The 26040-nt window shown below is 44.6% G+C and carries 27 protein-coding genes; 17 read left to right on the top strand and 10 right to left on the bottom strand.

Annotated elements, in window-relative coordinates; genetic code table 11:
- The coding region (locus ACX0G7_RS12365; RefSeq protein WP_458923787.1) for a tetratricopeptide repeat protein at positions 1-715 on the top strand (715 nt) is incomplete at its 5' end.
- A complete protein-coding gene (locus tag ACX0G7_RS12360) occupies positions 708-1433 on the top strand; it encodes a hypothetical protein (protein WP_458923786.1) in 726 nt (241 codons plus the stop codon). The genes ACX0G7_RS12365 and ACX0G7_RS12360, both read left to right, overlap by 8 nt.
- Positions 1434-1513: 80 nt before the next feature.
- Here ACX0G7_RS12360 and ACX0G7_RS12355 read toward each other — a convergent pair whose 3' ends face one another.
- The gene (locus ACX0G7_RS12355) at positions 1514-3199 is read right to left on the bottom strand and encodes a CRTAC1 family protein (RefSeq protein WP_458923785.1); all 1686 of its coding nucleotides are present in this window, start codon (positions 3197-3199) and stop codon (positions 1514-1516) included.
- Between the two features lie 210 nt (positions 3200-3409).
- Between ACX0G7_RS12355 and ACX0G7_RS12350 the strand changes: the two genes are divergently transcribed.
- The 5 genes from ACX0G7_RS12350 to ACX0G7_RS12330 all read left to right on the top strand — a co-directional run bounded on the left by ACX0G7_RS12350 (position 3410) and on the right by ACX0G7_RS12330 (position 8808).
- Entirely contained in the window at positions 3410-4855 is a 1446-nt protein-coding gene (locus ACX0G7_RS12350) for a hypothetical protein (protein ID WP_458923784.1), read from the top strand.
- A 32-nt stretch (positions 4856-4887) separates the two neighbouring features.
- Positions 4888-6072 carry a YncE family protein gene (locus tag ACX0G7_RS12345; RefSeq protein ID WP_458923783.1) on the top strand — a complete coding sequence of 395 codons (1185 nt, stop codon included), beginning with the start codon at positions 4888-4890 and terminating at the stop codon, positions 6070-6072.
- 93 nt (positions 6073-6165) lie between these two features.
- Positions 6166-6825, top strand: a complete 660-nt coding sequence (locus ACX0G7_RS12340) for a DUF1579 domain-containing protein (RefSeq protein ID WP_458923782.1) — start codon at positions 6166-6168, stop codon at positions 6823-6825.
- A gap of 178 nt (positions 6826-7003) precedes the next feature.
- On the top strand, positions 7004-7237 hold the full coding sequence (locus tag ACX0G7_RS12335) for a YtxH domain-containing protein (RefSeq protein ID WP_458923781.1): 234 nt from the start codon (positions 7004-7006) through the stop codon (positions 7235-7237).
- Positions 7238-7413: 176 nt separating this feature from the next.
- On the top strand, positions 7414-8808 hold the full coding sequence (locus tag ACX0G7_RS12330) for an ankyrin repeat domain-containing protein (protein WP_458923780.1): 1395 nt from the start codon (positions 7414-7416) through the stop codon (positions 8806-8808).
- Here the strand turns inward: ACX0G7_RS12330 and ACX0G7_RS12325 are convergent.
- Together ACX0G7_RS12325 and ACX0G7_RS12320 are read right to left on the bottom strand one after the other, a co-directional pair.
- Positions 8801-10060 (bottom strand): hypothetical protein, encoded by a 1260-nt coding sequence (locus ACX0G7_RS12325; protein WP_458923779.1) that lies wholly within the window; start codon positions 10058-10060, stop codon positions 8801-8803. The two genes, ACX0G7_RS12330 and ACX0G7_RS12325, sit on opposite strands and share 8 nt — an antisense overlap.
- Positions 10061-10248: 188 nt before the next feature.
- On the bottom strand, positions 10249-10650 hold the full coding sequence (locus ACX0G7_RS12320) for a VOC family protein (RefSeq protein ID WP_458923778.1): 402 nt from the start codon (positions 10648-10650) through the stop codon (positions 10249-10251).
- A 221-nt stretch (positions 10651-10871) separates the two neighbouring features.
- On the opposite strand from ACX0G7_RS12320, the gene ACX0G7_RS12315 reads away from it, so the two are divergent.
- Both ACX0G7_RS12315 and ACX0G7_RS12310 read left to right on the top strand, forming a co-directional pair.
- The gene (locus tag ACX0G7_RS12315; protein ID WP_458923777.1) at positions 10872-11528 is read left to right on the top strand and encodes a YciE/YciF ferroxidase family protein; all 657 of its coding nucleotides are present in this window, start codon (positions 10872-10874) and stop codon (positions 11526-11528) included.
- A gap of 96 nt (positions 11529-11624) precedes the next feature.
- A complete protein-coding gene (locus ACX0G7_RS12310; RefSeq protein ID WP_458923776.1) occupies positions 11625-13805 on the top strand; it encodes a catalase in 2181 nt (726 codons plus the stop codon).
- Between the two features lie 232 nt (positions 13806-14037).
- Here ACX0G7_RS12310 and ACX0G7_RS12305 read toward each other — a convergent pair whose 3' ends face one another.
- On the bottom strand, positions 14038-15684 hold the full coding sequence (locus ACX0G7_RS12305; protein WP_458923775.1) for an alpha-L-rhamnosidase-related protein: 1647 nt from the start codon (positions 15682-15684) through the stop codon (positions 14038-14040).
- A 375-nt stretch (positions 15685-16059) separates the two neighbouring features.
- Here ACX0G7_RS12305 and ACX0G7_RS12300 point away from each other — a divergent pair, with 375 nt between their 5' ends.
- Positions 16060-16566, top strand: coding sequence for a hypothetical protein (locus tag ACX0G7_RS12300; RefSeq protein WP_458923774.1), 507 nt, complete (start codon positions 16060-16062; stop codon positions 16564-16566).
- Between the two features lie 58 nt (positions 16567-16624).
- On the opposite strand, the gene ACX0G7_RS12295 is transcribed toward ACX0G7_RS12300, so the two are convergent.
- Both ACX0G7_RS12295 and ACX0G7_RS12290 read right to left on the bottom strand, forming a co-directional pair.
- Positions 16625-17230 (bottom strand): thioredoxin family protein, encoded by a 606-nt coding sequence (locus ACX0G7_RS12295; protein WP_458923773.1) that lies wholly within the window; start codon positions 17228-17230, stop codon positions 16625-16627.
- Entirely contained in the window at positions 17227-17712 is a 486-nt protein-coding gene (locus ACX0G7_RS12290) for a TlpA disulfide reductase family protein (RefSeq protein WP_458923772.1), read from the bottom strand. The genes ACX0G7_RS12295 and ACX0G7_RS12290 overlap by 4 nt, the downstream gene beginning before the upstream one ends.
- 322 nt (positions 17713-18034) lie before the next feature.
- Here ACX0G7_RS12290 and trxA point away from each other — a divergent pair, with 322 nt between their 5' ends.
- A complete protein-coding gene (gene trxA / locus ACX0G7_RS12285) occupies positions 18035-18355 on the top strand; it encodes a thioredoxin (RefSeq protein WP_458923771.1) in 321 nt (106 codons plus the stop codon).
- A 10-nt stretch (positions 18356-18365) separates the two neighbouring features.
- Here trxA and ACX0G7_RS12280 read toward each other — a convergent pair whose 3' ends face one another.
- The 4 genes from ACX0G7_RS12280 to ACX0G7_RS12265 all read right to left on the bottom strand — a co-directional run bounded on the left by ACX0G7_RS12280 (position 18366) and on the right by ACX0G7_RS12265 (position 22254).
- Positions 18366-18986: a gluconate 2-dehydrogenase subunit 3 family protein gene (locus tag ACX0G7_RS12280; protein WP_458923770.1), complete on the bottom strand. Its 621-nt coding sequence runs from the start codon at positions 18984-18986 to the stop codon at positions 18366-18368.
- A 21-nt stretch (positions 18987-19007) separates the two neighbouring features.
- The gene (locus tag ACX0G7_RS12275) at positions 19008-20744 is read right to left on the bottom strand and encodes a GMC oxidoreductase (RefSeq protein ID WP_458923769.1); all 1737 of its coding nucleotides are present in this window, start codon (positions 20742-20744) and stop codon (positions 19008-19010) included.
- Between the two features lie 70 nt (positions 20745-20814).
- Entirely contained in the window at positions 20815-21480 is a 666-nt protein-coding gene (locus ACX0G7_RS12270; RefSeq protein WP_458923768.1) for a phosphohydrolase, read from the bottom strand.
- Between the two features lie 33 nt (positions 21481-21513).
- On the bottom strand, positions 21514-22254 hold the full coding sequence (locus ACX0G7_RS12265; RefSeq protein WP_458923767.1) for a hypothetical protein: 741 nt from the start codon (positions 22252-22254) through the stop codon (positions 21514-21516).
- A 110-nt stretch (positions 22255-22364) separates the two neighbouring features.
- Here ACX0G7_RS12265 and ACX0G7_RS12260 point away from each other — a divergent pair, with 110 nt between their 5' ends.
- From ACX0G7_RS12260 to ACX0G7_RS12235, 6 genes are all read left to right on the top strand, one after another.
- Positions 22365-23003, top strand: a complete 639-nt coding sequence (locus ACX0G7_RS12260) for a DsbA family oxidoreductase (RefSeq protein ID WP_458923766.1) — start codon at positions 22365-22367, stop codon at positions 23001-23003.
- 179 nt (positions 23004-23182) lie between these two features.
- A complete protein-coding gene (locus ACX0G7_RS12255; RefSeq protein ID WP_458923765.1) occupies positions 23183-23599 on the top strand; it encodes a response regulator in 417 nt (138 codons plus the stop codon).
- A gap of 81 nt (positions 23600-23680) precedes the next feature.
- Entirely contained in the window at positions 23681-23971 is a 291-nt protein-coding gene (locus ACX0G7_RS12250) for a DUF6958 family protein (RefSeq protein ID WP_458923764.1), read from the top strand.
- A 338-nt stretch (positions 23972-24309) separates the two neighbouring features.
- Positions 24310-24882, top strand: coding sequence for an RNA polymerase sigma factor (locus ACX0G7_RS12245; protein ID WP_458923763.1), 573 nt, complete (start codon positions 24310-24312; stop codon positions 24880-24882).
- 145 nt (positions 24883-25027) lie between these two features.
- On the top strand, positions 25028-25342 hold the full coding sequence (locus tag ACX0G7_RS12240) for a transposase (RefSeq protein WP_458923762.1): 315 nt from the start codon (positions 25028-25030) through the stop codon (positions 25340-25342).
- 91 nt (positions 25343-25433) lie between these two features.
- Complete coding sequence (locus ACX0G7_RS12235) at positions 25434-25982, top strand: hypothetical protein (RefSeq protein WP_458923761.1); 549 nt, start codon at positions 25434-25436, stop codon at positions 25980-25982.
- The last annotated feature ends 58 nt before the right edge of the window (positions 25983-26040 follow it).

The raw sequence follows: 26040 nt of genomic DNA, 5'->3' as shown, positions 1-26040 counted from the left end.
GGGATCGATTTATAAGGTATCACCGGTGAATTTTAAGGTGGCATATGCATTTGCAGCTGTCCCTTCCCGTTATATACTGGAGAACAGGTTATGGAAAGAAGCAACCACTCTTACATTGCATCCTTCCACCCTTGAGTGGGAAAAGTATCCATGGCAAAAATCAATTTACCATTTTACCCGGGCACTGGGTTTTGCGCATACTTCAAATCCGGATGCGGCTAAGTCGGAATTAAAAATTCTGAGCACATTGCACGACAAATTGCTGGAACAAAAAGATGGTTATAAAGCAAACCAGGTTCAGATACAGATGAAATCAGCAGAAGCCTGGATTGCCTTAAAAACGGGTAATAAGGAGGAGGCATTAACACTGATGACCGAAGCTGCGGACATGGAAGACAGAACACAGAAACATTCCGTAACCCCAGGCGAGGTATTACCGGCAAGGGAAATGTTAGGTGACCTGTTGATGGAACTTAATCAGCCAGCTAAAGCCCTGGTAGCTTACGAAGCAAGCCTGGTTGAACATCCAAACCGCTTTAATGGCCTGTATTCGGCCGGGCATGCAGCGGAATTGGCTGGCCAGCCTGCTAAACGAGATGATTACTTCAGAAAGTTGTTGAGTATTTCAGAACCTGTTAATTCCGATCGCAATGAACTTGCCATGGCGAAGCTGGCCTTAAAACATGAATCAACATTGCTCAAGGGGCGTGAATAGACTCCCGAATGCACCGGTATTCGACGATAAATTAAATGGACTGACCATGAATCTCATGATGGTTACCGTTTTCCTCCTGGCTATTTTCAGTGGAACGGGTCAAACAGTTGCCAGCTCACTTCCTCTAAATATTAATGACTCTCAGCGCTATCTTTTTTACCTCCACGGAGGTGTAGTTACCGAATTGGGTAACAATGCAATCAACAGTAGCGCGCCGGAATGGGGGCCCTACGAATATGCCAATATCTTAGATTCTTTAAAAAACGAGGGTTATCACGTTATCAGCGAGATTCGCAAAAAAGGCCTTGATAATGAGTTTTATGTCGACAAAGTTGCGCACCAGGTTGATAGCTTGTTAAGGAAACAAGTTCCGACCGACAATATTATCTTGCTCGGCGCCTCCTCGGGATGGGATATCGTGCTGAGAGTTGCTTCAAAATTAAAAAATCACGATTTGAATTTTGTAATGATGGGTGGATGTTGGCCGGACACGCACAAAGATTATAGTGCAATGGAACTGTATGGAAACTTTCTTTCCATTATAGAAAAAACCGATACGCATAAAACATGCAACATGATCTTCTCAAAAAGAAAGAGCATCAAAAGTTTTAAAGAGATCGAACTCAACACCGGTCTTAGTCATGGATTTTTTTACAAGGGGCGCAGGGTCTGGATAGAACCAATCATCGCCTGGGCGAAAACTTCACCAAAATCTTAGCTGACCGTTCAGTGCGCGCACAACGATAAAGGCGATCCCTGGCGAGCTGGTTAAGTTCCGCACCGCAAGGGCACTGCCAGCTAATACTGGCTTTCCTGCACGACTATTTTTTGATTTGCTTTCACATTTTTCTGAACCAGCTTTCCGGCATCATTAGGAAGAGTGACTTCTATGTCAACAGAACTTATTTTACCGAGACCAACATGAGCCAAAGCAGTCTGCCCGGAAGCATAACCATAACCAACACTTATATCCTGGCATGCCAGCAGCGCACCAGCCTGGCCCAATTTACCTGCCTGGTATATCCTGATCTTCGATCCGATCCCCATACGGTTTACCTTCCTGGTACCTTTTACCTGGATTTTCAACCAGTTACCGCCTTTTGTTTCGTTGTGCAGGAGCATAGAAGGTAGTTCGGGCCACCAGCTTGGAAGAAACATGTCGAGCCTGCCATCATTATCATAATCCCCTGTCGGCCCGGCCGCCGAGTATATGATCTTTCTTTCTTTCAAAACTTTTGCAAAAAATACCCCGGTTTGACCCTTCAGACCTTTATCCTCCGCAGTAGGGAAATCATTTACCGCCATTGTTTCCTCTGCGAACCTGGGCACTCCGTTTACCTGGCTCGTTTGCCTGAATATGAGAGGATAAACCCTCCCTCCTTTGAATTTCACAACGCTTGTGTATATATCCGGTAGCCCATCATTGTCAAAATCCTGGATCTCCACATGAGGTGCTTTTAAAGGAATAGGATTCAGGCCGGCAGACTTAGTGACTTCTTCAAATGAAGGGTTGCCGTCCTTCAGCCTGTTAATAAATAGCCTGAGCGGTTGGGGACTCGCCCATGGTTCTTCGAAATGGGGTCCAAGAACAATGTCAGTGAATCCATCCCTGTTTACATCCCCCAGGCTCACCCCACATACCATATTGTCACCGCCTGATCCCGGCCATTGAAATAATTTATTCGTTGCAGCTGATTCACGAAAGCGACCTTTTTTATCATTTAAAAAAAGCAGGTTGCCACCATCATTTGAAGCAATAAAGAGGTCGGGCCAGCTATCATTGTTCAGGTCAGCGGAAGCAACGCCGTACCCGGGGATTCCTGCAGGCAACCCTGCAGAAGCTGTCACATCTTCAAATTTTAGTTTCCCCTTGTTTTTGAATAGTCTTGAACTTCGGGTAGGGGAGCCATTATATCCTTTCAGCGGGTCCTCGCCGGCCAGTATGTCTGGTAGTCCATCCCCGTTATAGTCAAGTATGGTAACACTCCGGCCACCAAATGATTTCGGGCAGGCCGCATTATCTGCCGATATATTCCTGAACACTCCTTGTCCCGTGTTTTCGAATAAAGAGTTGCCCTGTACTTTTTTGTCTTCCTGTGGCATACTCCCGATATAGATATCAAGGTCGCCATCATTGTCAAGATCTGCGAATACGATTCCCGTTGTTCTGCTTGACAGATTTAATGATGTTTGTTGATCCTTGCTGAACCTTCCGTTTTTGTTCCGGAACAGCATGTTGCGCTTACCATCCTTGTCAAATGTCCCGATATACAGATCGATCCATCCATCACCATCTGCATCGCCCCAGGCTGCACCGTGACCGTATATTCCTACTGCTCCAGGCAATATTCCGGCACTGGTTGTTGCATCCCTGAATACGAATGGATTGTTGCCCGTCTGGGCGCACGCTGATGTGAGCAGGGTGCTGAATATGATGATCAGTGGTGAAACAAGGCCAACACTGATCGAAGAAGATGATGCCATAATTGTGTCGCCACTTTAGATGTTTATAGAAATAAATGCCGGTTAATTCTAGCAAAGGCCTTCAACACAGAAACAAGATATCTTTGTTCAAGATATGAAATACTAATGTCTCCGTTTATGATTTAATCACGGGTAACGATTTAATAAAATTAATAATCGTAAGTTTAATCTGCCTGGAAATTGATAGAATTTATACAATCACAACAGCGCATGAAAAAAATAAAGCTATTAATATTAGTCGTTTCTTCCTTTCCTGTAGGGATCGTTTATGCTCAACAAGCCGGAGATGCAAAACCACAACAAAAGAAATCGGCGGAACAGCAATACCTGGTCAGTAAAAAAGACACTCGGTATTCGCTTACATGGCCACCGGCTCTGCCAGGTGGGAAAACGGTAGTAACAGACAACTCGGCGCAATTTTTAGCAAAGCCGGGAAATGTGAAACTTTCCGAAGGAGTCACCATCGCCAAAACTGCCCCCGAGATCGATTTTCTGTATTTACCCGGCCAGACCTTTCCCGCCAAGTTATGGTCCGTCTGGGGCGATGGATCAACCTATGGCTCCAAATATTATACAAGTATAGGTGATCATGATGCACCTCGCGGAGAAGGGCAAATCTATGAATACGATTCAAAAACGAAGAAAGTACGTTTGTTGATGAACGTTAGGAAGTTTTTAGAGGAGTCCGGTCGGTTGCCGGCAGGTATGGATTATATCCCGGGTAAGGTACATGGCCGGGTAGACCGGGGTTCAGACGGCTGGGTATATTTCTCCACCCACAGGGGATCGACTAATGATAACACAACGGATGCACGCGGTTACAAGGGGGATCATATTTACAGGGTTGATCCGGTGAGCGGGAAAAAAGAGATCGTCGTTTCTTACCCTATGCCAAAACACACTATACCGGCGTCTGTTCTCGATCCCCGGCGCATGATATTTTATGGTGGCACCAACCCTGGCAATGACGCAGAAAATAAAGAAGTGTGGTTTATTGCCTATGACGTGAAAAATAAAAAAATGCTGAAGAAAGCGCCTCATGGATTTGACCGCTACGCTATTTTCGCTGCAGGCTCGGGATGCGTATATTGGAAACCGTTAGCAGCTGAAAAACAGCCAACAAAAGGGCAGGACCTTCGGGGTTATAAATATGATCCCAAAACAAATAACATAACAAGAGTACAGGAAGTTCCCGTAGTTCGTGCCTGTACCGAGGAGACCAAATCCGGGATTGTATACGGATTCACGCAGGACAATAATGATTTATGGGCCTTTGATACCCGTAAAGAAAAGCTAACAACTATAGGGCCTGCTATGGTTGCGGTTCACAGCTATGTTACCTCTGTAGATCTTGATCCCGTTACTGAAAGATATGTTTATTATATACCCGGTGCTCATGGTGGAGCAGAGATAGATGGAACACCGGTTGTACAATACGATCTCAAAACTAAAAAGCGAAAGGTCATTGCGTTTCTCAGCAGTTTTTACAAACAAAAATATCAGTATACGCCTGATGGAACCTTTAGCAGTGCAATCAGTCCTGATGGCAGTATTCTGTATATCACCTGGAACGGGATGCGGCCCTCACCGGCCAAAGGTTGGAATACAACATCGTTGATGGCTATACATATACCTCAGTCAGAAAGATTACCATAATAAAACAGATTACCATAATAAAACGACAGACCATGAAATTACCAGATACTTCAAAAATGATTGTTCTCCGGATCATCGTTTTCATATTCTGCATCGTTTATATCCCCGGTGAGGGACGTGCACAGTCCCAGGCAATGAAAGCGACGAAATCAAATAGTTCAGTTAACCGCTATCTGTATGTGGCCGTGCCGGGTATCAGGAACTATCTTGGATATGGTGGCCATGGCCTCCTTGTATTTGACATCCTTAACAATCATCGTTTTGTTAAACGGATCAGAACCCAGGGGCTGGACAAAGATGGAATCCCTTCTAATGTTAAGGGAATTGCCGTCAGTTTAAGCCTCAACAGCATTTTTATCAGCACCCTCGATAAGCTGCAACGTATTGATCTCAATACTGAAAAGATCATCTGGGAAAAAAGCTATGAGGGTGGTACAGACAGGATGTCCATCTCACCTGGCGGTAAGATCATGTATCTCCCTTCACTTGAAAAAACTTTCTGGAACGTCGTTGACTGCGAAACAGGGGAGATCATTGCACCCAGGATCGAAGTGGTGCGTCGTGCCCACAATACTTTGTACGGGCCATCGGGATCACAGGTATACCTGGCTGATATTGCTTCACCCCTGTTGCACGTTGCAGACAATAAAACTCATAAGGTTGTAAAGAAAGTCGGGCCGTTTGGAAACGGTATCCGTCCTTTCACGATTAATAGCGCAGAATCACTGGTATTCGTTACGGTAGACAGCTTGCTTGGTTTTGAAGTTGGTGATCTGAAGACCGGTAAGAAGCTGGCAAGGATCGTTGTAGAAGGATGGAACATGGGACCGGTAAGAAGACATGGCAATCCAAGTCATGGGATCGGGTTGACGCCGGATGAGAAAGAACTCTGGGTTTGTGATGGATTTAATATGAGGTTACATGTGTTCAGCGCGATCCCTCCATACCAGCAACTGACTACGATTCCTTTACAGGACATGCCAGGCTGGGTAACCTTTAGTCTTGATGGAAAATATGCCTATCCTTCCAGCGGGGAAGTGATCGACGTAAAGACCAGGAAAATCCTGTACACCTTGCAGGATGAATTTTACAATAATGTGTCAAGTGAAAAGATGCTCGAGATTCAGATAAAAAACGGCAAAGCGATAAAGATTGCTGACCAGTTCGGAATTGGTCGCGCTATAAACACCAAATCAAACGCTACCGCCAGCAAATGATGCTTTTTGAATTTGAGGGAAACATATTTCATTACATAGAAACCGCAGGCCGCCGGATTAAGGAAAAATTCTACATTTGAAGAAAATTTCTATATGAAAAAGTTAGCACTCTTCATTGTAATGGCCTCTTTAATAGGTGTCAGTTGTCAGGATGAGAAAGCAGCTGATCCTATAGGTGCGGCACCATCAGATAGTGCGGGCACTGCTAAATCCAAAACCGAGGCCGCCTGGATACCGGTTGATTCCGCAACTGAAATGAAAGCCTGGATGGAATATGCTACCCCGGGTGAAGCCCACAAAACAATTGCCAAAACATCGGGAAACTGGGTAGGTGAGAGCACAAGCTGGATGGCAAATGGTGCTCCACCGATGAAAAGCAAGTCTACCATGGAAAGCAAAATGATCCTGGACGGGCGTTACCAGCTTTCAACGTTTAAAGGGGATATGATGGGTATGCCATTCCAGGGAATGTCTATCGGAGGTTATGACAATAGTAAAAAGAAATACTTTACTACCTGGATCGACAATATGGGAACCGGTATCCTGAAATTGGAAGGAGACATGGATGAAGCTACCAGGAAAATTACCTATACCGGCAAGATGACAAACCCGGCCAACGGTCTTGAATGTGACATGAGAGAGGTGTACACCATGATCGATGACAACAACGGTCTTATGGAATTGTACGGCCCTGATTCAAAAACGGGTAAGGAATACAAGACTATGGAGATAAAGCTTACCCGAAAGAAGTAAATAGCCGGGTTAATAACGGCTAAACCGAAAAAACCAGATTGGTCCCGTTGTGTATCATTCCTTCCCCATGCAAACTAAAATTTCCACATTTGGCATCCGCTTCATTGCCAAATAACACTCTTTTGCCCGAGCATAATATTTATTGTTATAGATCAACTTTAACTCTAAAAATAAATTTATGGCAAAGTTTCTTACAGGTGTACTCGCCGGAATCGCAATAGGTGTGCTTATGGCTCCGGACAAGGGATCGAGAACAAGACAAAAAATAACTGATGCATTGAACGACCTGGTAGGTGAAGCCAAGGATCAAATGAATGCAGCTGGCATGCAGTCAGGCGACTCTTACGGAGGATCAGATGATTATAACCGGGACGTTGACCGACCGGTGGCCAAGATCAGCACCGACTTTTAGAAAAGGCAAAACCGGTTCCTGGCTTGCATCTTACTTTGTATTTCAAAATGGATTTTCGTCAGGAATAAGTTGCCATACTTCTGATTTTATTCGGTCCTTCAGGACCAAAGGATAGATTTGATCTTTCCATGAGGAGAGATTAAGTCTGTCCTGTTTTTATTTTATCAATACTTTGTGTGTCCAGCGCAGTCGCATCCGGCCAAACTTTTAATTTCCATTATCATCGATCACTTTTACTTTCCATTATCACCCTTCAACCACGTGATATCAATACTCAACTATTCATAAAAGCTGCTACCTGGCATGGTGATCCCGATGAAGCGGAGAGATTGCTTACCATTGAGCCTGGCTTAGCTACTGCTGATATATTTACCGCGGCAGTAACCGGCAACGTCGCCGCTGTTCAGCGATTTATTGAAGAAGACCCGGGTAATGCAAAGATTACAGGTGAACCGTACGGAGGTACCGCATTGGTTTATCTCTGCATGTCGAAATTTCTTCGTTTTCAGAAGCAACACAATGAAGATTTTATCCTGGCAGCATCTGTTTTACTTGAAGCCGGTGCGGACCCTAATGCAGGCTTTTGGACAATTGGCGAATTTCCAGAGTTCCAGACAGCGTTATATGGAGCAGCAGGAATTGCACACAATGCCAGGCTTACCTCGCTGCTCCTGAAATATGGCGCCGATCCAAATGATGGTGAAGTAACGTATCATGCTCCCGAAACCAATGACCCGGAAGTTCTCAGGGCGCTTGTAGAAACCGGTAAGCTTAAGCCACAAAGCCTCTCGTTGATGCTCATACGAAAACATGACTGGCACGATACAGCAGGGATAGAATATCTGCTGCAACATAGAGCCGATCCAAATGTTCCCTGGGGTAAAGACACATATGCGCTGCATCATGCTTTGTCCAGAAGTAATTCACTGGAGGCAATTGAACTGTTGCTAAAACATGGTGCAGATGCGGGAATTACCAGGGACGGTCAAAATGCCGTTATTCATGCAGCAAGAGAAGGACGAGGCGATGTATTGGCTTTGTTCCGCGATTATGAAATTTCTTTCGAACTCACAGGTGTAGATAAACTCATCAGTGCTTGTGCTGAAGGAAATTCCGATGCAGTTAAATCGATTATCAATCAGTCCCCTGAATACCTGGATGAGCTGAAAAGTCTTGGTGGTGAATTACTGGCAAGATTTACGTTGAATGGTAATGCGCCTGGAGTCAAACAATTACTGCAAATTGGCATTGATATTAATGCACCTTACATGCAGGGAGATGCTTATTTCGGCATTCCAAAAAGCAGCCAGGCAATCCATGTGGCTGCCTGGCTGGGTCGGCCATATATGGTAGAGCTATTGATTGAGCATGGGGCTCATACTGACCAGCCCGATAACAATGGTTTAACACCTCTCGCTCTTGCTATCCGGGCCTGCACTCATTCATATTGGACCGAAAGACGATCTCCTGACTCAGTCGCCGCTCTGCTCAAAGCAGGTGCCTCATTGAAGAATATCAGTTATCCGACCGGTTATGCAGCCGTTGATAAACTTCTTCATACAGTTACTTAATTAATTTGGTTGAATATATTCTCTCCCCTTTCTGATTGCTTACAACCATGATGTAATTACCGGGCAATAATGAAGAGGCGAATTTGATTGACCGGCTATTGAAGCCCTTATTTACAGCAAAACGTTCCTGTTGAATTCCTGCGCCCATAGCATTGAAGTATTGAACCAGGTAAGTCTCATTGTTGCTGGCATAAATTTGCAGTTGCATATCACTGTTGATAAATGTGCTGTGAATAAAGCGTTGCTTTGTAGTCTGCGTTGCGCTTACGTGTATTATCCGGGAATATTCAGCGGATCCCTTTATAGTAATTTCTTTCAGACGATAAACTACATCACCCCCGTTCCCGGAATTGTCCTTCACCAGATAGTGGTTCGTATTGGCAGATTCACCAGGTTTCACCGACTGCAGGTCGGCCCATTTCTGTCCATCTGTACTTCTCTGAACGATATATTGTTGAAGATGATTTTCGTTTGTCGCGCTCCAGCGCACTTCATTGTATCCGTTTACCGCATTAGCTGTGAATGAAAGGATTTTTGCAGGTAGCACCATGAACGTCGACTGATCGAAAAATGGTTTGAAGTAAATGCAGGTCTGACGTATCTGTTCTGCACCCCAGGTTGAAACCGCGCCGTTGCGGTATAGCAATGTAGAAATGTTAACGAAGTTCATCTGGAACATCGCCTCATGGTGTGCGGAATCAATAAGCGGTATATTATACACCGTTGATATCGCCTTGCTTCTTATTCCGTCAAAAGAAATATTTAGAATGGTTGCCGGGTCAACAGCTATACTTCCCGGCGTTGCAGCTTCTATAAATTCCTGCAGATGTGCTCCGTCGCCATCTACATCCACACCTGTGACTGCAAGGCATGCGAGCGCTGTATCAGTGTTGGTGCCACCTATCTTGAACGTGATCTTCCAATCCAGGTAAGAAGTGTCATTTGGTGCTGCACCAACATAAGGTTGAAATGCATCATAATAGCCAATACCTGCGCTATCGTCAATATTATATAATGTGGCTCCTCCATATATGCCTGCAATTTCAATATGCGCATCCACTCCTGGTATTACTTCGGCAAAGAGGTAGACGGCACCAACCTGTCCATTGGTACCTGTAATAAGAACCGGACTATGAAACTTGAGGGTCGGAGCGCTACACTGTGCTTTTAGCCCCGTTGAAAAGAAGCCGGCAATTAACATCACGATAAGTGAGAAGACAAATTTTCGGGTTTCGGGTAGATTTGTTTTCATAATAATGATTCAGACCAACATAATTTCAACTTTGACACCGGAAATTAATGACGTGGCCGTCAACATATTAATCAAACATTAAATGCGAAACCATTCCCAAAACAGGAAACAATCTCCAAAAAAGGGCTGTAAACGGGCAGTCTTGACATTGCCCGGGCCCCATACATGGCAGTGTGGCCTGAGAATGTTTATTGATCCGGTTCACCCGTCTCAGCGATCCTGACCAGGTAACCATTGATATCTTTGAATGAAAACTCCATCAACCCATATGAATAGTATTGCAATTCCTTGTCAATATGGATATTCTTCGCCTGGTATTCCCCATAGATGTCTTTGATATTTTCTACGAACCACATAAGATTTAGGGAGTGGCCGGTATCATTGATCTTTTGCAGATGTTCGGGATCTTCCACAAACAGTAAACGGAGACTATCCCTTCTTAAGCCACCATCAGTGTCGCCTTCTCTCCATTCGTCATAGAATCCGAGAACGGTGGTATAATAATTCAGGGTTTCAGTCAGATTTTTGACGGGCAAATGAACCCCGGCGTGATCAAAACGCCCGGCGTTGGTATTGATTACTGCGCTCATAAACCATGATTACTTTTCAAAGATTAGCGTTGAGACAAAGATATTTATTGTTCAGCAAGCCACGGTTCATCCGGAATGGCACGTACGTAAAAATAGATCTTAAATCAGACTGGCCCCAGAAAACGGGGAAATTTTGTCCCCCAAACACCTCCCTGAGCCTTATACAGATAGAGCACAGAATTTGAAGAGAATATAACATTCACTAAAATTCTCAACTCATTATGGCAAAGTCAAGTATAAAAAAAAGTACGTCGAAATCGACTACTTCCGATCCCACAAAAGTAAATGCATCATTTGCAACAGCAGAGCAGGACTCCTTACAGCCTGCAAGAGACAACGCTTCGAAATATCAGCCTTCTGAAAATACTGATGTGGATGAGCTTCCGCTGGATGCCGCAGATGGTTTACGAAAACTGTTCACTGATAACATCAAAGATCTTTACTGGGCAGAAAATCATCTTGTCAAGGCGCTTCCAAAGATGGCAAAAGCCGCTTCTTCGGCTGCATTACAGGATGCCATCCTGAATCACCTGGATGAAACAAAAACCCATGTTCAAAGGCTGGAACAGGTTTTCGAATTACTTGGAAAATCTCCCCAGGCAAAAAAATGCGATGCTATGGAAGGTTTAACAATGGAAGGTGAAGGCATCATTGAAACTACTGACAGCGGTACGCCCGCGCGAAACCTGGGAATTGTGATGGCCTCTCAGAAAGTAGAACATTACGAAATAGCTTCTTATACCGGCATGATAAAGCTGGCCAACAAACTCGGTCTTGCTGACGTTGCAGGTATCTTGTCTGAAACGCTGGCGGAAGAAGAAAATTCAGACGCTAAACTGTCGGAGATCAGTGAGGCTGATCTTGCAGGAGTAGCTTAACAACATCGGATTAATAATATGCGTTACCCAGGTCCCTGAGTTTGATCTGTCAGTAACGTATTAACCATAATACAAGCCTATAATTAAAATTCAGACATGAAAGACTTTAAAGGAGACGAAAACATTGAAAATAAAAAGACTGAAAGTCTGAAACCCCACACAGCGAATTCCTTTGGCGAGTTTCTGACTACCAACCAGGGCGTACGGGTAAACGATGACCAGAACTCGCTCAAAGCCGGTGAGCGTGGCCCAAGCCTTTTGGAAGATTTTATCCTCCGGGAGAAAATCACTCACTTCGATCATGAACGCATCCCTGAGCGTGTGGTGCATGCACGTGGATCAGCTGCTCACGGCGTATTCAAGGTAAATGAGGATCTGAGCCGTTATACAAAAGCAAAATTTTTAACGGATACCAGTGCTGAAACGCCGGTGTTCGTGAGGTTTTCAACGGTAGCAGGCTCGAGGGGTTCTACTGATCTTGCCCGTGACGTAAGAGGGTTCGCAGTTAAATTTTATACCGAAGAAGGAAACTTTGATCTCGTAGGCAATAACATGCCGGTGTTTTTTATCCAGGACGCTATTAAGTTTCCTGACCTTGTTCATGCGGTAAAACCGGAACCGCATAACGAGATACCACAGGCGGCTTCTGCACACGATACCTTCTGGGACTTCATCGGGCAGACTCCCGAGTCCGCTCATATGATCATGTGGGTGATGAGCGACCGTGCTATTCCGAGAAGCTATCGAATGATGGAGGGATTTGGCGTGCATACCTTCCGCTTGATAAATGAAGAAGATAAATCTGTTTTTGTGAAGTTTCATTGGAAGCCGGTACTTGGTGTTCATGCTGTAGCCTGGGATGAAGCCCAGAACATATCAGGAAAGGACCCGGATTTTCATCGACGTGATCTTTGGGAAGCGATAGAAAATGGTGATTTTCCTCAATGGCAGCTGGGGCTTCAAATAGTTCCGGAAGAGGATGAACATAAGTTTGAATTTGATCTCCTTGATCCAACGAAGATCATCCCTGAAGAATTAGTGCCTGTTATTCCTGTAGGAACAATGACTCTCAATCGTAACCCCGATAATTTCTTCGCGGAGACTGAACAGGTAGCTTTCCATATCGGGCATGTAGTGCCGGGTATTGACTTCACCAATGATCCGCTGTTGCAAGGCCGGTTGTTCTCCTACACAGATACCCAGTTAATAAGGCTTGGAGGTCCTAACTTTCACGAAATCCCCATCAACCGCCCGATAGCTCCCATCAACAACAATCAACGCGATGGATATATGCGGCAAACGATAAACAAGGGAAAAACAGCACATAGTCCAAACGGCATGGCCGGCAATTCACCTATGCAGGCGAAGAAAAGTGAGGGTGGATTTACGAGTTATCCCGAGCGTATCGATGCGCGAAAGATCCGCAACAGGAGCCAAAGTTTTTTCGATCATTTCAGCCAGGCAAAGTTGTTTTTTAACAGCCAGAGTGATCCTGAAAAAAATCATATCATCGACGCATTATCATTTGAACTTGGCAAGGTAGAGACTTTGTTTATCCGTGAGCGCGTGTTGTTCCTGCTGTCACAGATTGATGAGAGCCTGGCTGCTGAAGTGGCCTATAATATTGGCATGCATGTTCCAAAATCACTGTCAATACCATTAAATCAAACCGTTCCTGCAGATGCTGATCCGGAAGAATACCGGTCAGTGGTAAAAGAAGGCTCGCTGGCGAGAAGCAAGGCATTAAGTATGGCGGAGACCGTAAAAGATTCTATCAAAACCCGGAAGGTAGCTATCCTTGCCTGCGATGGTGTAAATGAAAACAGCCTTAAAACTGTTCAGGAAGCGATCAAGGCTGAAGGAGGATTGGTGGATATCATCGCCCCGCGTTATGGCTTTATTGCAGGTATAAATTCAGATACACCGATACCCGTGTCCAAGAGCCTGCTAACAAGTGCTTCTGTGTTCTATGATGCAGTGTATGTTCCAGGTGGTACAAATAGTGTCGCTACACTTGAGGCGGACGCCGATGCCGTACATTTCCTGAACGAAGCTTTTAAACATTGCAAAGCTATAGCGGCGGATGCTGATGCATTGCAGGTATTACAGGCTACTTATTTTGGAAGAAAATTACCAGAGAGAAATGATGATGAAACCATCTTGCAGGAAGGTATCATCGTTGGAAGCGATGCAACCAAACTGAGCAAACAATTTATTGAAGCGATTAAACAGCATCGTTTCTGGGAAAGAGAAAAACCAAGGAAGGTGCCGGCCTGATAAAAGTGACATCAATTCCTCACATCAAACAGGTAAGCTGATTAAGTGAACACAAAAAGATAAGGTTGATGAGTTGAAGTCAATAAACTGGCTGAATTAAGCCCATGAGTGCTGAGTGAGTTATAGGTTCCGGTCGCGTGTTAAACCTACCGGTTCGGTGATAACTTGCTCATCACTCATTTTTGTTAATACTCCTGACTACAGATCACTCAATGCCTGATCCCCATCAGCATTATTGAGCACTTGTCTGAAAAATCTCCGGATATTTTCTTATGAAATATACCGGTGTACAACTCCAGGCATGGCAATAACTGTTTACCAGGAAGGAGTTATAAGGGGAAGTGAAGTCATTTTTTGGATCATAAACTTCCCAAAAGGTATCAGCACCTTTATCGATCATGCCTCCCCAATACGTAGTGACAATATCTTTCGCTTCAGCGTTCAGTCCGGACATTATCATCGCTTCCACCACATAGTGGTATAAATAAGGTCCGCCGGGATACACGACATCTGTTTTCTGAAGCAGGGTTTTGAACGCGCGTGCCCCTTCTGATTTTGTAGTGACTCCGCTGAGAACCATCCAGGCCTGTGATGCATATGAAATCTGTTTGTTCTTACCACTCACAAAGAGTCCCTGCTTTGTGTCATATAAGTTTTTACGTGCTGCTTTGGTCAGTTTCTCAGCTAAGGCGGGTAATTCTGCTACTTCCTTTTCCTTCCCAAGCATGCGCGCCAGTTCATATGTGTTTTTGAATGCCCATATCACACAGCCCTGTAATGCGGCCTGCTTATCCAATCCATCCTTCCAGTCGAAAAACACCCACCATTCTTTTCCCGCAAGTTCATAATCAACCATACCATCATCACGGATATATTTTTTTGGAATCTGGATCTGGACCTTTGCTACTTCCCAAAGATCATTGGCCGTCGCTTTGTCGCCGGTTTCAACGAGATATTCTTTTAGTACAGTATTATAGATGAGGGCATAATCAAACAAGGGATTATTTTGCGCATGCGGCAGGGGTCGTTCAAACACATTGGATGGGGCCACACCATTCTCATAGCTTAACCCCGCGAGCAGGTAAAGACAATGTTTGGTAAGGCTGTCGTTTTTGTAAGAATACCTGTTAGCCAAAGATTCCAGGTAAAGGTCGCCGATCCAAAGTCTCCTGTCGCGCTTGGGTCCGTCTTCATACACTGTCTGCATGCATTCTTTCAACGTCCTGAGCCCGGCCTGGTCAATCTTTTTAATTAATTCTGAAGTGCCGGCAGCCAGGGGAGGAGGTTGCTGCCGGGCTGAAGTTGTAGCCCTGAGACTGAGATCTGCGATTTTAAAATCGGAATAAGTTGAGCTTCCCAACACTTCTATTTTTACATACCGGAAGGCCACGCGCCGGGGAATCGTAATTGTTGAAGGTACTTCGGATATTGTGACGATCTCATCCTGCAGCCATGCCCGGCTAAGTCCACCCTTATACGGATCGAATGGTAACACGGCTTCCGCCGGAACTTCGGCGAAGGTAAATTTCAAGCGAAGCGCTGCATCCGCAACAGCTCTGAGATCTTCAATTTTGAATGTAACAAATCCGGTCAGGTGTTCGCCGAAGTCAAGGATAATTCCTGACTGACTTTTCATTGACTTTACATAAAAGCTGTCGACGTTACTCCTGCTGCTTACTTTGAACCCCTGGAACGACTTGTCATCCTTGGTAATGGTTACTATTCCGATTGCACGTTTTTCAGTCGCAACCAATGTTGGCTGTGATGCTGCTGCTATTTCCAGCCATTTGGTTCTTTTGTTATTATAGATGTCCTGCGCTGAAGTGCCCCTACAAATAAACGATAGCGCAAGAATGCAAGCGATATACTGTCTTCTCATAATGGTCGTTGGTTTATTGATAGTCCGGAAGTCGATAATTCAGTTTTAAGTTAGGGATTAATAACGGGTTTTAATTTGCAGCTATTGACTTATTTACCCGCTTTTCCCGATTCGGGAAACTGTACACCTTACAGCCTTCAAGCCGCGGTAAAGAAAGTGTAAACCAGCCGGGAGACGTGGAAATACATTATTATTTTCGGTTATTCAAAACTGTTATAGGATGTTGCTAACGTGAACCGCTGAATTTATTGTGGCAAAATCTCTTTTAACAAAAATAATTATTCTCGTTTCCTGCAACCACTTGCATTTTACATAATCGCATTGTACTTTGATGCCGTGAACGCTCTCTAATGGGTAGTTAAAAAACCACAACTTATGAACTGGATTGGAAAACTTACGCTGGTAATGGCGATGGGAATCGTATTGACCTCATGCAAAAAAAAGACGCAGCTTAATGCCCGTGAAGAACAGCTGCAGAACGAGACAACTAAACCATTGCTTGCGAATGAAATAATTGAGCAGGAAGGTATAAGGTTCACGTTGAATTATGTGCAGGCGGACGCACAGATCGCCCTGAAGCTTTATAAAGGCAACAACCTGGAAGTAGCCCCTGAGCCGTTTGCAGAAAACCAGCCATACGTTAATTATTCCGTTCGCGCCGACCAACTGCTCGAAAACACCGATTATTACCTTGTAGCTGAATTTAAATCAATAACCAACAACGGATCATTTGATTTATCACTGGTAGGTTTTACAGATCTTACTACCAGTAAGACCTTCGTTGTCAAAGGCATCACTTTCACCAAAACGCAGAGCCAGACTCCGAAGGCTTACATAAAAATTCATAAGGGCATACAAAAGTTCAGCTTCTATGTCCTTTAATCATGAATGGTATTGCCGGAATTTTTGATAAATGTTTGCCCAATTCCCGAAGGGTTAGCTAAGCTCTTTTCCGTTTCACGCTGCAACCGAGTGCTTTTGTAGAAGCTGTTGCAGGTGTCTTACCTGTCGATATGGCCTGTATCGCCTGGTCCAGGTAGTTGGTCCGGCTGCTGTTAGTCTGCTCGGGATCGTTATCGATGGCACCGGTATATACTACCGTGTGTACATTGTTTTTCTTCTCAACAAGAAAAATATGCGGGGTGACTCTTGCACCGTAAGCATTGGTCGTTACCTGGCCCTTATCATACAGGTAAGGGAAAGAATAATTCCTGTTTTTTGCCCGTTCCTTCATTGCCTCGAAATTATCACCTTTAGCCACCTCAGGATCATTAGGATTGATTGCAATCACCGGGTAGCCGAGTGGAGCATATTTTTTATTGAGGTCTGCTATACGCTGCTCATACGCCTGTGCCACTGGGCAGGTGTTGCAGGTGAATGCCACGATAAAGCCTTTAGCTTCCGGATAATCTGCAAAAGAAACCGTCTTCCCGGTAACGTCCGGCAAACTGATCGCGGGAGCGGGTGTTCCGGGAGTAATTGTGTTGATCTGTGATGTTGCAACCATGCAACTCACCGTTAGTAATGCTAAAAGAAAATATTTCATAACTCTTGAATTTTTTGATATTCAGCTTCCAATTCCTCATAGGTAAATTCTTTTTCAAAAAACCTGCGCTTACTTTTATAGATAATTATCGTAGCAGGCAGAGCCCCGGACCACGCCTCATCCACACGTTCAATATAATCCTGCTGGTTTGTTTCGTCGAACAAAAATACCTCATTTTTCAGGGCTCTTTTGCGGACAAAGGGCACAACGGTACTTTCAAGTTTTGAACGGAAATCCATGCTTACCAGTAGAACTTTAAGGTTCTTCCGTTTATACTGACTGGATAACTTTTCAAAATATGGAAGCTCATCAAGGCATGGAACACACCACGTAGCCCAAAAGTTAATGACATAAACTGTGTCCTTGCCGGCACTTACTCTTCTATCAATATCGTCGAGCTTCACAAGTTGTACATCCTGCGCGCAAACATGGAATGACGCTAATGTAAACACTATCAGTAACGATTTTCTCAATGATAACATCTACGCTTACAATTTTTGTTGATAAGGTTTTGCCCACTGATAACATCAACGCTCACAATATTTATTGATAAGGTTTTGCATACCGCCCATAAAAGACGAACTTTCCTCTTCACTAAGAGGCCAGGTCGGTTGTAAAATATCGTTACTAAAGTTAACCCTTTATCCTGGAAAGAGCGGATGCCCCAGGGCCGGGGTGCCAGAACAAAAATCCCTGGTACCAGAAACGCACTTCAGCGGGAAAATGCTTCGATTGAAGTGTCAAAAGCGGTCGTATCAAGGGTATAAGATTTGTGTACTATACTTTAATTCTTAAATAACAATCATGGAAACATTTGCAGAGCTTGTAAAATCCGAAAAGCCGGTACTTGTTGATTTCTATGCAGACTGGTGCGGTCCCTGCAAAGGCATGGAGCCGATTATCAAGGACGTTGCAAAATTGGTCAGCGATCAGTTCAGGGTGGTTAAGGTTGATATCGACAAGCAGACCCAGACTGCAAGGGATTACCAGATCACCAGTGTCCCGACCTTTATGATTTTTAAGGGAGGCAAGGTACTCTGGCGCCATTCCGGAACGATCGATAAAAGCAGGTTACTTGGTATCCTGGGGGAACAGGTGAGTAAAGTTGCGGACAAGACGACATGAGATTTACTGGTCAGAATGTGACATCTTCAAGTCCGTATTGCCTGAGCACATCGGCTGGAACACCTTCCCATTTATTGGGCCGGTTACCAAGATAACCAAGATCCTCTATGCCTGTCTTGCTTGTAAAAAATCCGGTTGCGGTCAGGTCCCTTAACCGGCTGAAAAAAGCTTCACCTGGCTGCATATGTGGTGCGGTAGTCCCCGGGTACGCAATCTCTTCCACGATCTCTAATTGTTGCTTTGGGTTACAGTCTACAAAAGCATTGTTATACCGCTTGAAGCATTGGAGATCGAGCCAGCGCAAACCTCCACGTAGGGGCACCTGGTTTTCAGGCTTATCTTTTACAATAAATTCTATAAAGTCCGGAACCCCGGCATCGGATGCGCTGCCGGAATGTTCATCTTTCGGTATGATGATATCGGCCAGTACCGTAACAGTGGCCATTTCATGAGGACTAAAGAACTTATCAGCCATCAGCATTTTTTCCCTGTCAATTTCTGCAGGTAACCTGTCTGGTCTTGCTTTGACCACCGGCTTCTCATCCTTTGCTTCCGGCTTACAGGCTTCCAGGAGAACACCTGTTGCCAGGGTTCCGATGCCTATCGCTTTTATTGATTCACGCCTGTTCATAAGGAACAATTTAATGTTTGATCAGATGTTCTGCATCTTGCGTTGTTGAAGTATATATTCCGAGGTTCGCATCGAAAGAGCCAGTATCGTCCATGTTGCATTTTTGTCAGATTGTTGTACAGTAGGACCGCCATCAACAACGAAGAGGTTTTTACAATCGTGCGCCTGGCACCATTTGTTCAGCACAGATTTTTTTGCATCATTGCCCATTCTTGTTGTGCCAACCTCATGAATGATTCTTCCTGGTTTTGCGAGGCCCCACATGTCTTCCGGTCCATGTTTGGTCAGAGGCATTGCACCCATCTCATGAATGATGCTGTCAAACGTTTGTTGCATGTGTTTTGCCTGGTTGATCTCATCGTTGTTCCACTTATAATGAAAACGTAACACGGGAATGCCAAATTTGTCAACGATGTTGGGATCAATCTCGCAGTAGTTGTCAAATCTTGCCATTCCGACCCCGCGGCCGGACATGCCAAATGTTGTTCCGTAAAACCGTCGATAATCATCCTTCAGTGCGGCACCGAAACCACCGGCTTTTTTTGCCTGGCCATCTTTTCCTGGAATTTTTCCATTGATTCTTGGAACAAAGGAACCAAAACCATAACCAGGCATTCCCATACCACCTCCGAATTCAATATGATAGCCCCTTGGGAAATCCAGTTTCTTATTATCCGCCAGCCATGGTGCATAGATGTTGATACAACCGGTAGCATCCTCATTAATGCGTTTGCGATCCAGTAGCTGGGGCAGGAACCCCGATTGAGATGCGCCTGTTGAATCCTGCAGGTAACGGCCGACAAGACCGCTGCTGTTCCCAACCCCGTTCGGGTAGACGGTTGACCTGGAATTAAGCATGATCCTGGCAGACTCACAGGAACTGGCACCGAGGATTACAACTTTTGCATTAACCTGGTGTTCCTGCAGATCATTTCTGTCTACATAAGACACCCCGGTTGCCAGCCCATTTTTATCAGTGATCACTTCACGCACCATGGCGTTTGAAATCAGTTCGAGGTTCCCTGTTTTCAAAGCCGGAATCACCAGGCATGATGAAGCGGAAAAATCTGCATATACCTTACAGGCACGTCCGCATTGACCACAATTGAAACATACGCCCCGGTCTTTATTGCCGGCAAGCGGTTGGGTAAGAACCGAACCACGTCCGGGAATCACTTTAACACCCGCGCGTTTTGCCCCTTTCATGATAAAAAGTTCAGGTAGCCTGGGCTTCGGTGGAGTCATAAAAATGCCATCCGGTTCGTTTTCGAGGCCTTCGACGGTGCCATAAATGCCGAGCAGACGATCTACCTGGTCATAATAAGGTTTAACCTCCTCATAAGTTATGGGCCATCTTTCACTGATCCCGTCATCAGGCTGAAAATCCTTCGGTCCGAATCTTAGCGAGATGCGGCCCCAATGGTTTGTGCGCCCACCGAGCATTCGTGACCGGAACCAGTCAAATTCCGTATTGTCCTTTTTTGTATAAGGCTCTCCGTCAATATCCCAGCCGCCATAAGCAGCATCATAGTCCCCATTGGCGCGTTCTTTTGTTGATGCACCGCGTCTCGGGGATTCGTATGGAAATTTTAGTTGGGAAGAATGGATGGCCGGATCGAAGTATGGGCCGGCTTCAAGCATCAGCACTTTTACCCCTGCGCTTGCGAGCACGTATGCAGCCATACCGCCCCCGGCGCCTGACCCTACAATGACGGCATCGTATTGTTTTGAAGACTTCTTGATCTGAATATCTCCCATATGGCAGCTTTCAAACAAATTAGCATTAAATAATCATAAATCCGGCGACGATTATACAGAATTCACTTGTTTATTTATCACCGGAAACCTCAGCGATTAGTTTGGATCTGAAGCGGCGGATATATTCAGCCTCTGATGCTGCCATCAACCTGCCGGTTGCCGTTTTCATAGTTCCCGGCAGCTGCAGGAGCTTAACTTCTATATGATCGAGCGCAAAGTTTTTGTCATCGAGGCTGCGATGTGTTCCCAAAGGATCAACAGGATCGTAAAGCAGGCCGTTCATTTTTCCGGCGGTATAAAACAATCTCGCAATACCGATGGCACCCAGGGCTTCCAGCCTGTCAGCATCCTGTAAGATCTCAGCTTCAATGGTCCGCGTTTCGATATTGGCAGAAAAGCTATGGGCATGGATAGCATGATATATCGCATCCAGTTTATCCTGTGGAAAATCTTTAAATGAGTTATGAATTACGTTAACTGTCTTTTCAGCACTCAACAGTGAGGCACTTACTCTCTCCGGATGATTTTTGGGCAACGTGACCAGGTCGTGGAAATAAGTACTGGTAAGCAGAATCAATGGATCAACATGACGGCGTTCTCCGGAACTTATTTTCTGGCAATTTCGCCACACCCTGTGAAGATGGTATATATCATGCGCACTGTCTGAATGTAGCCAGTTGATCTCCAGCCATGTTATAAACCGGCTGCGCCAGGAATTTAAAATTTCAGGATTCATAAGAACAAGATAAGGTTTACGGACATAACGTTTTCAAAGGTTGCCCGTTCGGTTCCTGGCCATTTGTCTTTCAATTTCTTCAATGCTCATATATCTTTTGCCGGGAACAAATTTCATATCGCTGGCAGGACTGGTTTCGCGCATTGCGCGGAAGCTTGTATGCAGGTAATAGTTCCATGCGATTAACTGGTATCCCAATCCACGTTCTATAGTCATGCTATCTGTATTGTGTTCAAACCTGTCCATATAGTCTTTTGAAACATGCGCAATGCCAAGTCCCAGCAGTTGAGACCCCGTTCGGTTATTGAAATAAACAATATGGCATAACTCATGGCCGAGTATACCTACCTGGCCGTTCACATCGCCCCGCCCAAACAAGGGAAGCCTTCTCCCGGCAATTGAGTCATTGATGATGACCAGGTACGTTCGTTTACTGCTTTTTCTGAACAGGCTTCCTATAGTCGGCTGGGTTGCAATTATTCCGCCTTTGCTTTTTTTAAGCCTGAATTTGATTTTTGTGCCGGCCAGCTCAGGAAAAAATGACAAGGCATAGATGATTTGTTTTTCGAGACCAGCGGGCATTATCTTGTTTTCCCCAAACTTTTTTACCAGTCTCTCATATTCCAGGTTTACAGAATCCGAAACGTCCGGTACCGGGCCCTTAACCGGTATTGTTGCGGACTGTCCAATAACGGTTGTCGCATGCAGCATCAGCAGGGTAACAAAAAGCGAAACGCATATGTTGTGTTTTGGTTCGCCAGGGGAACGGTGCATGTAGTCTGATAATTTATTTTTGAAATGAAGAAAAGCAACATCGTAATTTATACTGAAACCCTCATAACTCATCGCCCAAAATTCATAAACAGGCTACTTATCTTTGCGATATGAAAATTGAGATCTGGAGTGATGTCATGTGTCCTTTCTGCTATATCGGTAAAAGGAAATTTGAACAGGCATTGCTGCAGTTTCCGGCCAAAGATGAGATTGCCCTGATCTGGAAAAGTTTTCAACTTTCACCTGACTTAAAAACTGATCACTCAAAAAATATTCACCAATTCCTGGCTGCTTATAAAAACATGAGCCTCGAACAGGCTACTGACCTGAACAACCAGCTGGCTCAGTTAGCGGCCCGGGTGGGCCTGGTTTATAATTTTGATAAGGTTGTTGTCGCAAATTCATTCAACGCCCATCGCTTTTCCCATTTTGCAAAATCAAAGGGCAGGCAAAGTGAAGCCGAAGAACTTTTGTTCCAATCGTATTTTACTGATGGGAGGGACATTGACGACTATCCAACGCTGGTGGAATTGGGAACCCGGATCGGCCTGGAAGCAGAAGAACTTACCGGCGTGCTGCAATCAGGGCAATATGGTGATGCTGTTCGTGCAGATATCAGGGAAGCCCAGCAGCTCGGCGTGCGCAGTATACCGTTTTTTGTATTTGATAAAAAGTATGTAGTGTCAGGGGCCCAGGAAACAAATACATATCTGCAGGCCCTGGAAAGCGCTCATCGGGACCTGTCTTAAATAATTCGTTTGTTCCGGGTATTTCACCGGGTCGATCGGGATTCTACCTGCTGTGATGGCTGTTTCGGGCTAATGAAATACTGGATTACCGATAAGGGAAAACACCTAAGTTTTTTCAATGTAGCATTTGCGCTGTTCATTGTTGAACCAATACTCTTTTCTTTAGTTAAAGAGAATGTATGAATACGGATTCCAGGGGATATTTTTTATATGCCGACGACGACCCGGACGATCAGGCACTGTTTCTTGATATCATCAACGACAACCTGCCGGGTTACGGACTAAGGACCTGTTTCAATGGAAGGGAAGTGTTACTATTCCTGGAGCAACTGGGTCCGGATGAAGAATTTCCCTGCTGCATAATCCTGGACATAAATATGCCGGTATGGAGCGGAGTGGAAACGTTACAGGTTCTGAAGGCCAGTGAGAAGTTCAATGCTATTCCAGTGGTGATGTTTACTACCTCTTCAACCCAACGTGATATTGACCGGAGCATGCTGATAGGCGCTGCAGCATTTGTGACCAAACCACTCAATTACTCACAGTTCGAGAGTATCTCAGGTATTTTCGTGTCCGTCTGCCGGGAGAACTCATAGCTTCGGCAGGATATTGCTTTTCCATCCTCAATAGTTGTAGATTACAGTTGGATTCAAAACCGCTTCCCATTTGAACTTGATATGCAACTGATTAAATTGCAACATACCGATCCGAGCAAGAGAACCTTCGAGATGGAGAAAGAGAAGTATGAACTGCTCAAAAGATTAGTGGTTAATATTCTTAAAACAAGGCCCGGAAGCAATTTTGAGCAGCTGGTTGCCGATGTTACTAAGGAACTCGAAGACTCGGACAACCCTATCAAGGGGTCGATCCAATGGAACCTGGGATGGGTGACTATGGATCTCCGGGCGAAAAACGAGATAGCTAAAGATGAATCCGTCGACCCGCCACTCTATTCATTAAAGCAATAGTCAATGATGTAATGAAGGCGGATCATTCCCCGTCGCTCAATTTTATATTTTTTTGCAACTTTTTCTCCGGCGATTACAATACCAATCCGCCTTTACTACCCGGGCTGTAAATTTTCTAATCAAATGAAACAGAGAGTATAACGCCGCCTGTCCACAGAGAACTCACGCAACCGTTAACGTCCTTTGCACAAAATCTTATCTCACTAAAGATCCTTGGCAACACTTTCCCGGTTCATTTTATTGACTACCCTAAATTGCCTCCACTTTAAACAATCAACAGTAGCATTTTCATAACAGCTCTGATATTTTATCCTGCGTTAACATTAACCCGATATTTTATGGACCAAGCTCAGTCTCAAACTGAATCTGAAAAAATAGCGATTGTTGAATTGATAAACAATAATGATACGGGAGCTTTTCCCGCTTTATACCAGGTCTATTGGGACAGGCTCCTCGAGTTTGCGGCGAGATATCTTAACGACAGGGAGTCTTGTAAGGAAATAGTCCAGGAACTTTTTATACAGCTGCATATTAATAAACTGCCGTTGAATCTGAAGTCTTCAGTTTCGTCTTATTTATACTCGGCAGTCCGGAACAGGGCTTACAATCATATCAGGAACCACTCGGTTTATAGAAGACATATACAGACTGCCTCAGGTAAGATATCACATTCACAAAATAATGTTGAGCAGCGCCTGAGTTACAAAGAGTTGGAGGCCAAAATAAACAAGATTCTTGCAGGGTTGCCAAAACGCTACAGGGAGGCTTATGAACTCAGACAGACTGAACGGTACCCGGTCAAAAAAATTGCGAGTACGCTTAACCGGCCTGTTAATACAGTGGAGAAACAAATCAGGAAAGTTCACGGGATTCTGAAGGAACAGCTTGCAGTATACAGACTGACTGATTAAGGCAAAATGCCAACTGAGATATCTTATGAAACCATAAAAAGACATGATATCTTCCTGCTGAACATTGGCGGAATTTATTCCTGGAAAGTGTCATCAGGGTGTGAAGGGAATATTATTTATTCTGATCAACTAAAACAGCGTTATTATGGCAATCCTAAGACGAAAATTCACGGACGAGCAAAAACTGGCGATTTTGCGCGAAGCCGAAGAATCAGGTATTACGGTTGTGCTCCGTAATCATCAGCTGTCCTATAGCGCGTTTTCTAGATGGCGGGAGCATTTCCGGACGATGAGTTCAATACAGCAGAACGTTGTGTACGATTATCGTGCGCGATCAGAGTTGAAACAATACAAAACAGAGAACCTCAGATTAAAAAAAATCATCGCTGATCAGGCTCTCGAGTTAGAAAAAAGAGAGGAAGAACTTAAACGGAACAATCATTCTCACGGTAAGAAATAGGCACGGTAAATAACAGGCACGGTAATAAACAGCATGGATACAACCCACAATAAAATCATTCTATTACATGTAACCTCAAACAGTCATTATTATGAAAAAGTGCATATTAATCATGGTCGCCCTCCTTCCTGCATTGATGTTGTTCTCACAGAACGATATCGTAATTACCGGCTCCAAGAAGATAACAAAAGAACTTACACCTAAACAGGTTATTGATTCCCTCAACAAAAAGTTTCCCGATGCCAAATCGGTGGAATACTTCCAGGCACCGGCAAGCGGGGTGCAGAATGGATGGACCATCACCGAAGAGGATAACACCACCTCTTCAGACGAAGTGGACTATTACACCATAAGCTTCAAGAGAGATGGACTGAAGTATTACGGCCTGTACAAAAAAGATGGTACACTACTGCAATCCAAAGTTGAAGAGTCTGTGAAGACATTACCAGAACCTATCCAGGCTTCTATAAAAACGGTCTCCCAGGATCATCCTGGTTATACCATTAAAAAGCAGACCTTTTACAGAAACCAGAACTACGCAAAAACAAAGGAATACTATGAAATAGTTGCTGAAAAGGGAAAAACGGTTAAACGCTTATACTACCAGGCAGACGGCACACTGGTCAAGGTAAAGGGATAGTTTTCCGTGGGATCAAAAGCGCCTGTGTACGGGGTGTTTACCCAGGCTAAGTTCAGAT

The organism is Flavitalea antarctica (assembly GCF_054461535.1).
This window is presented reverse-complemented; position numbering and strand designations above follow the sequence as displayed.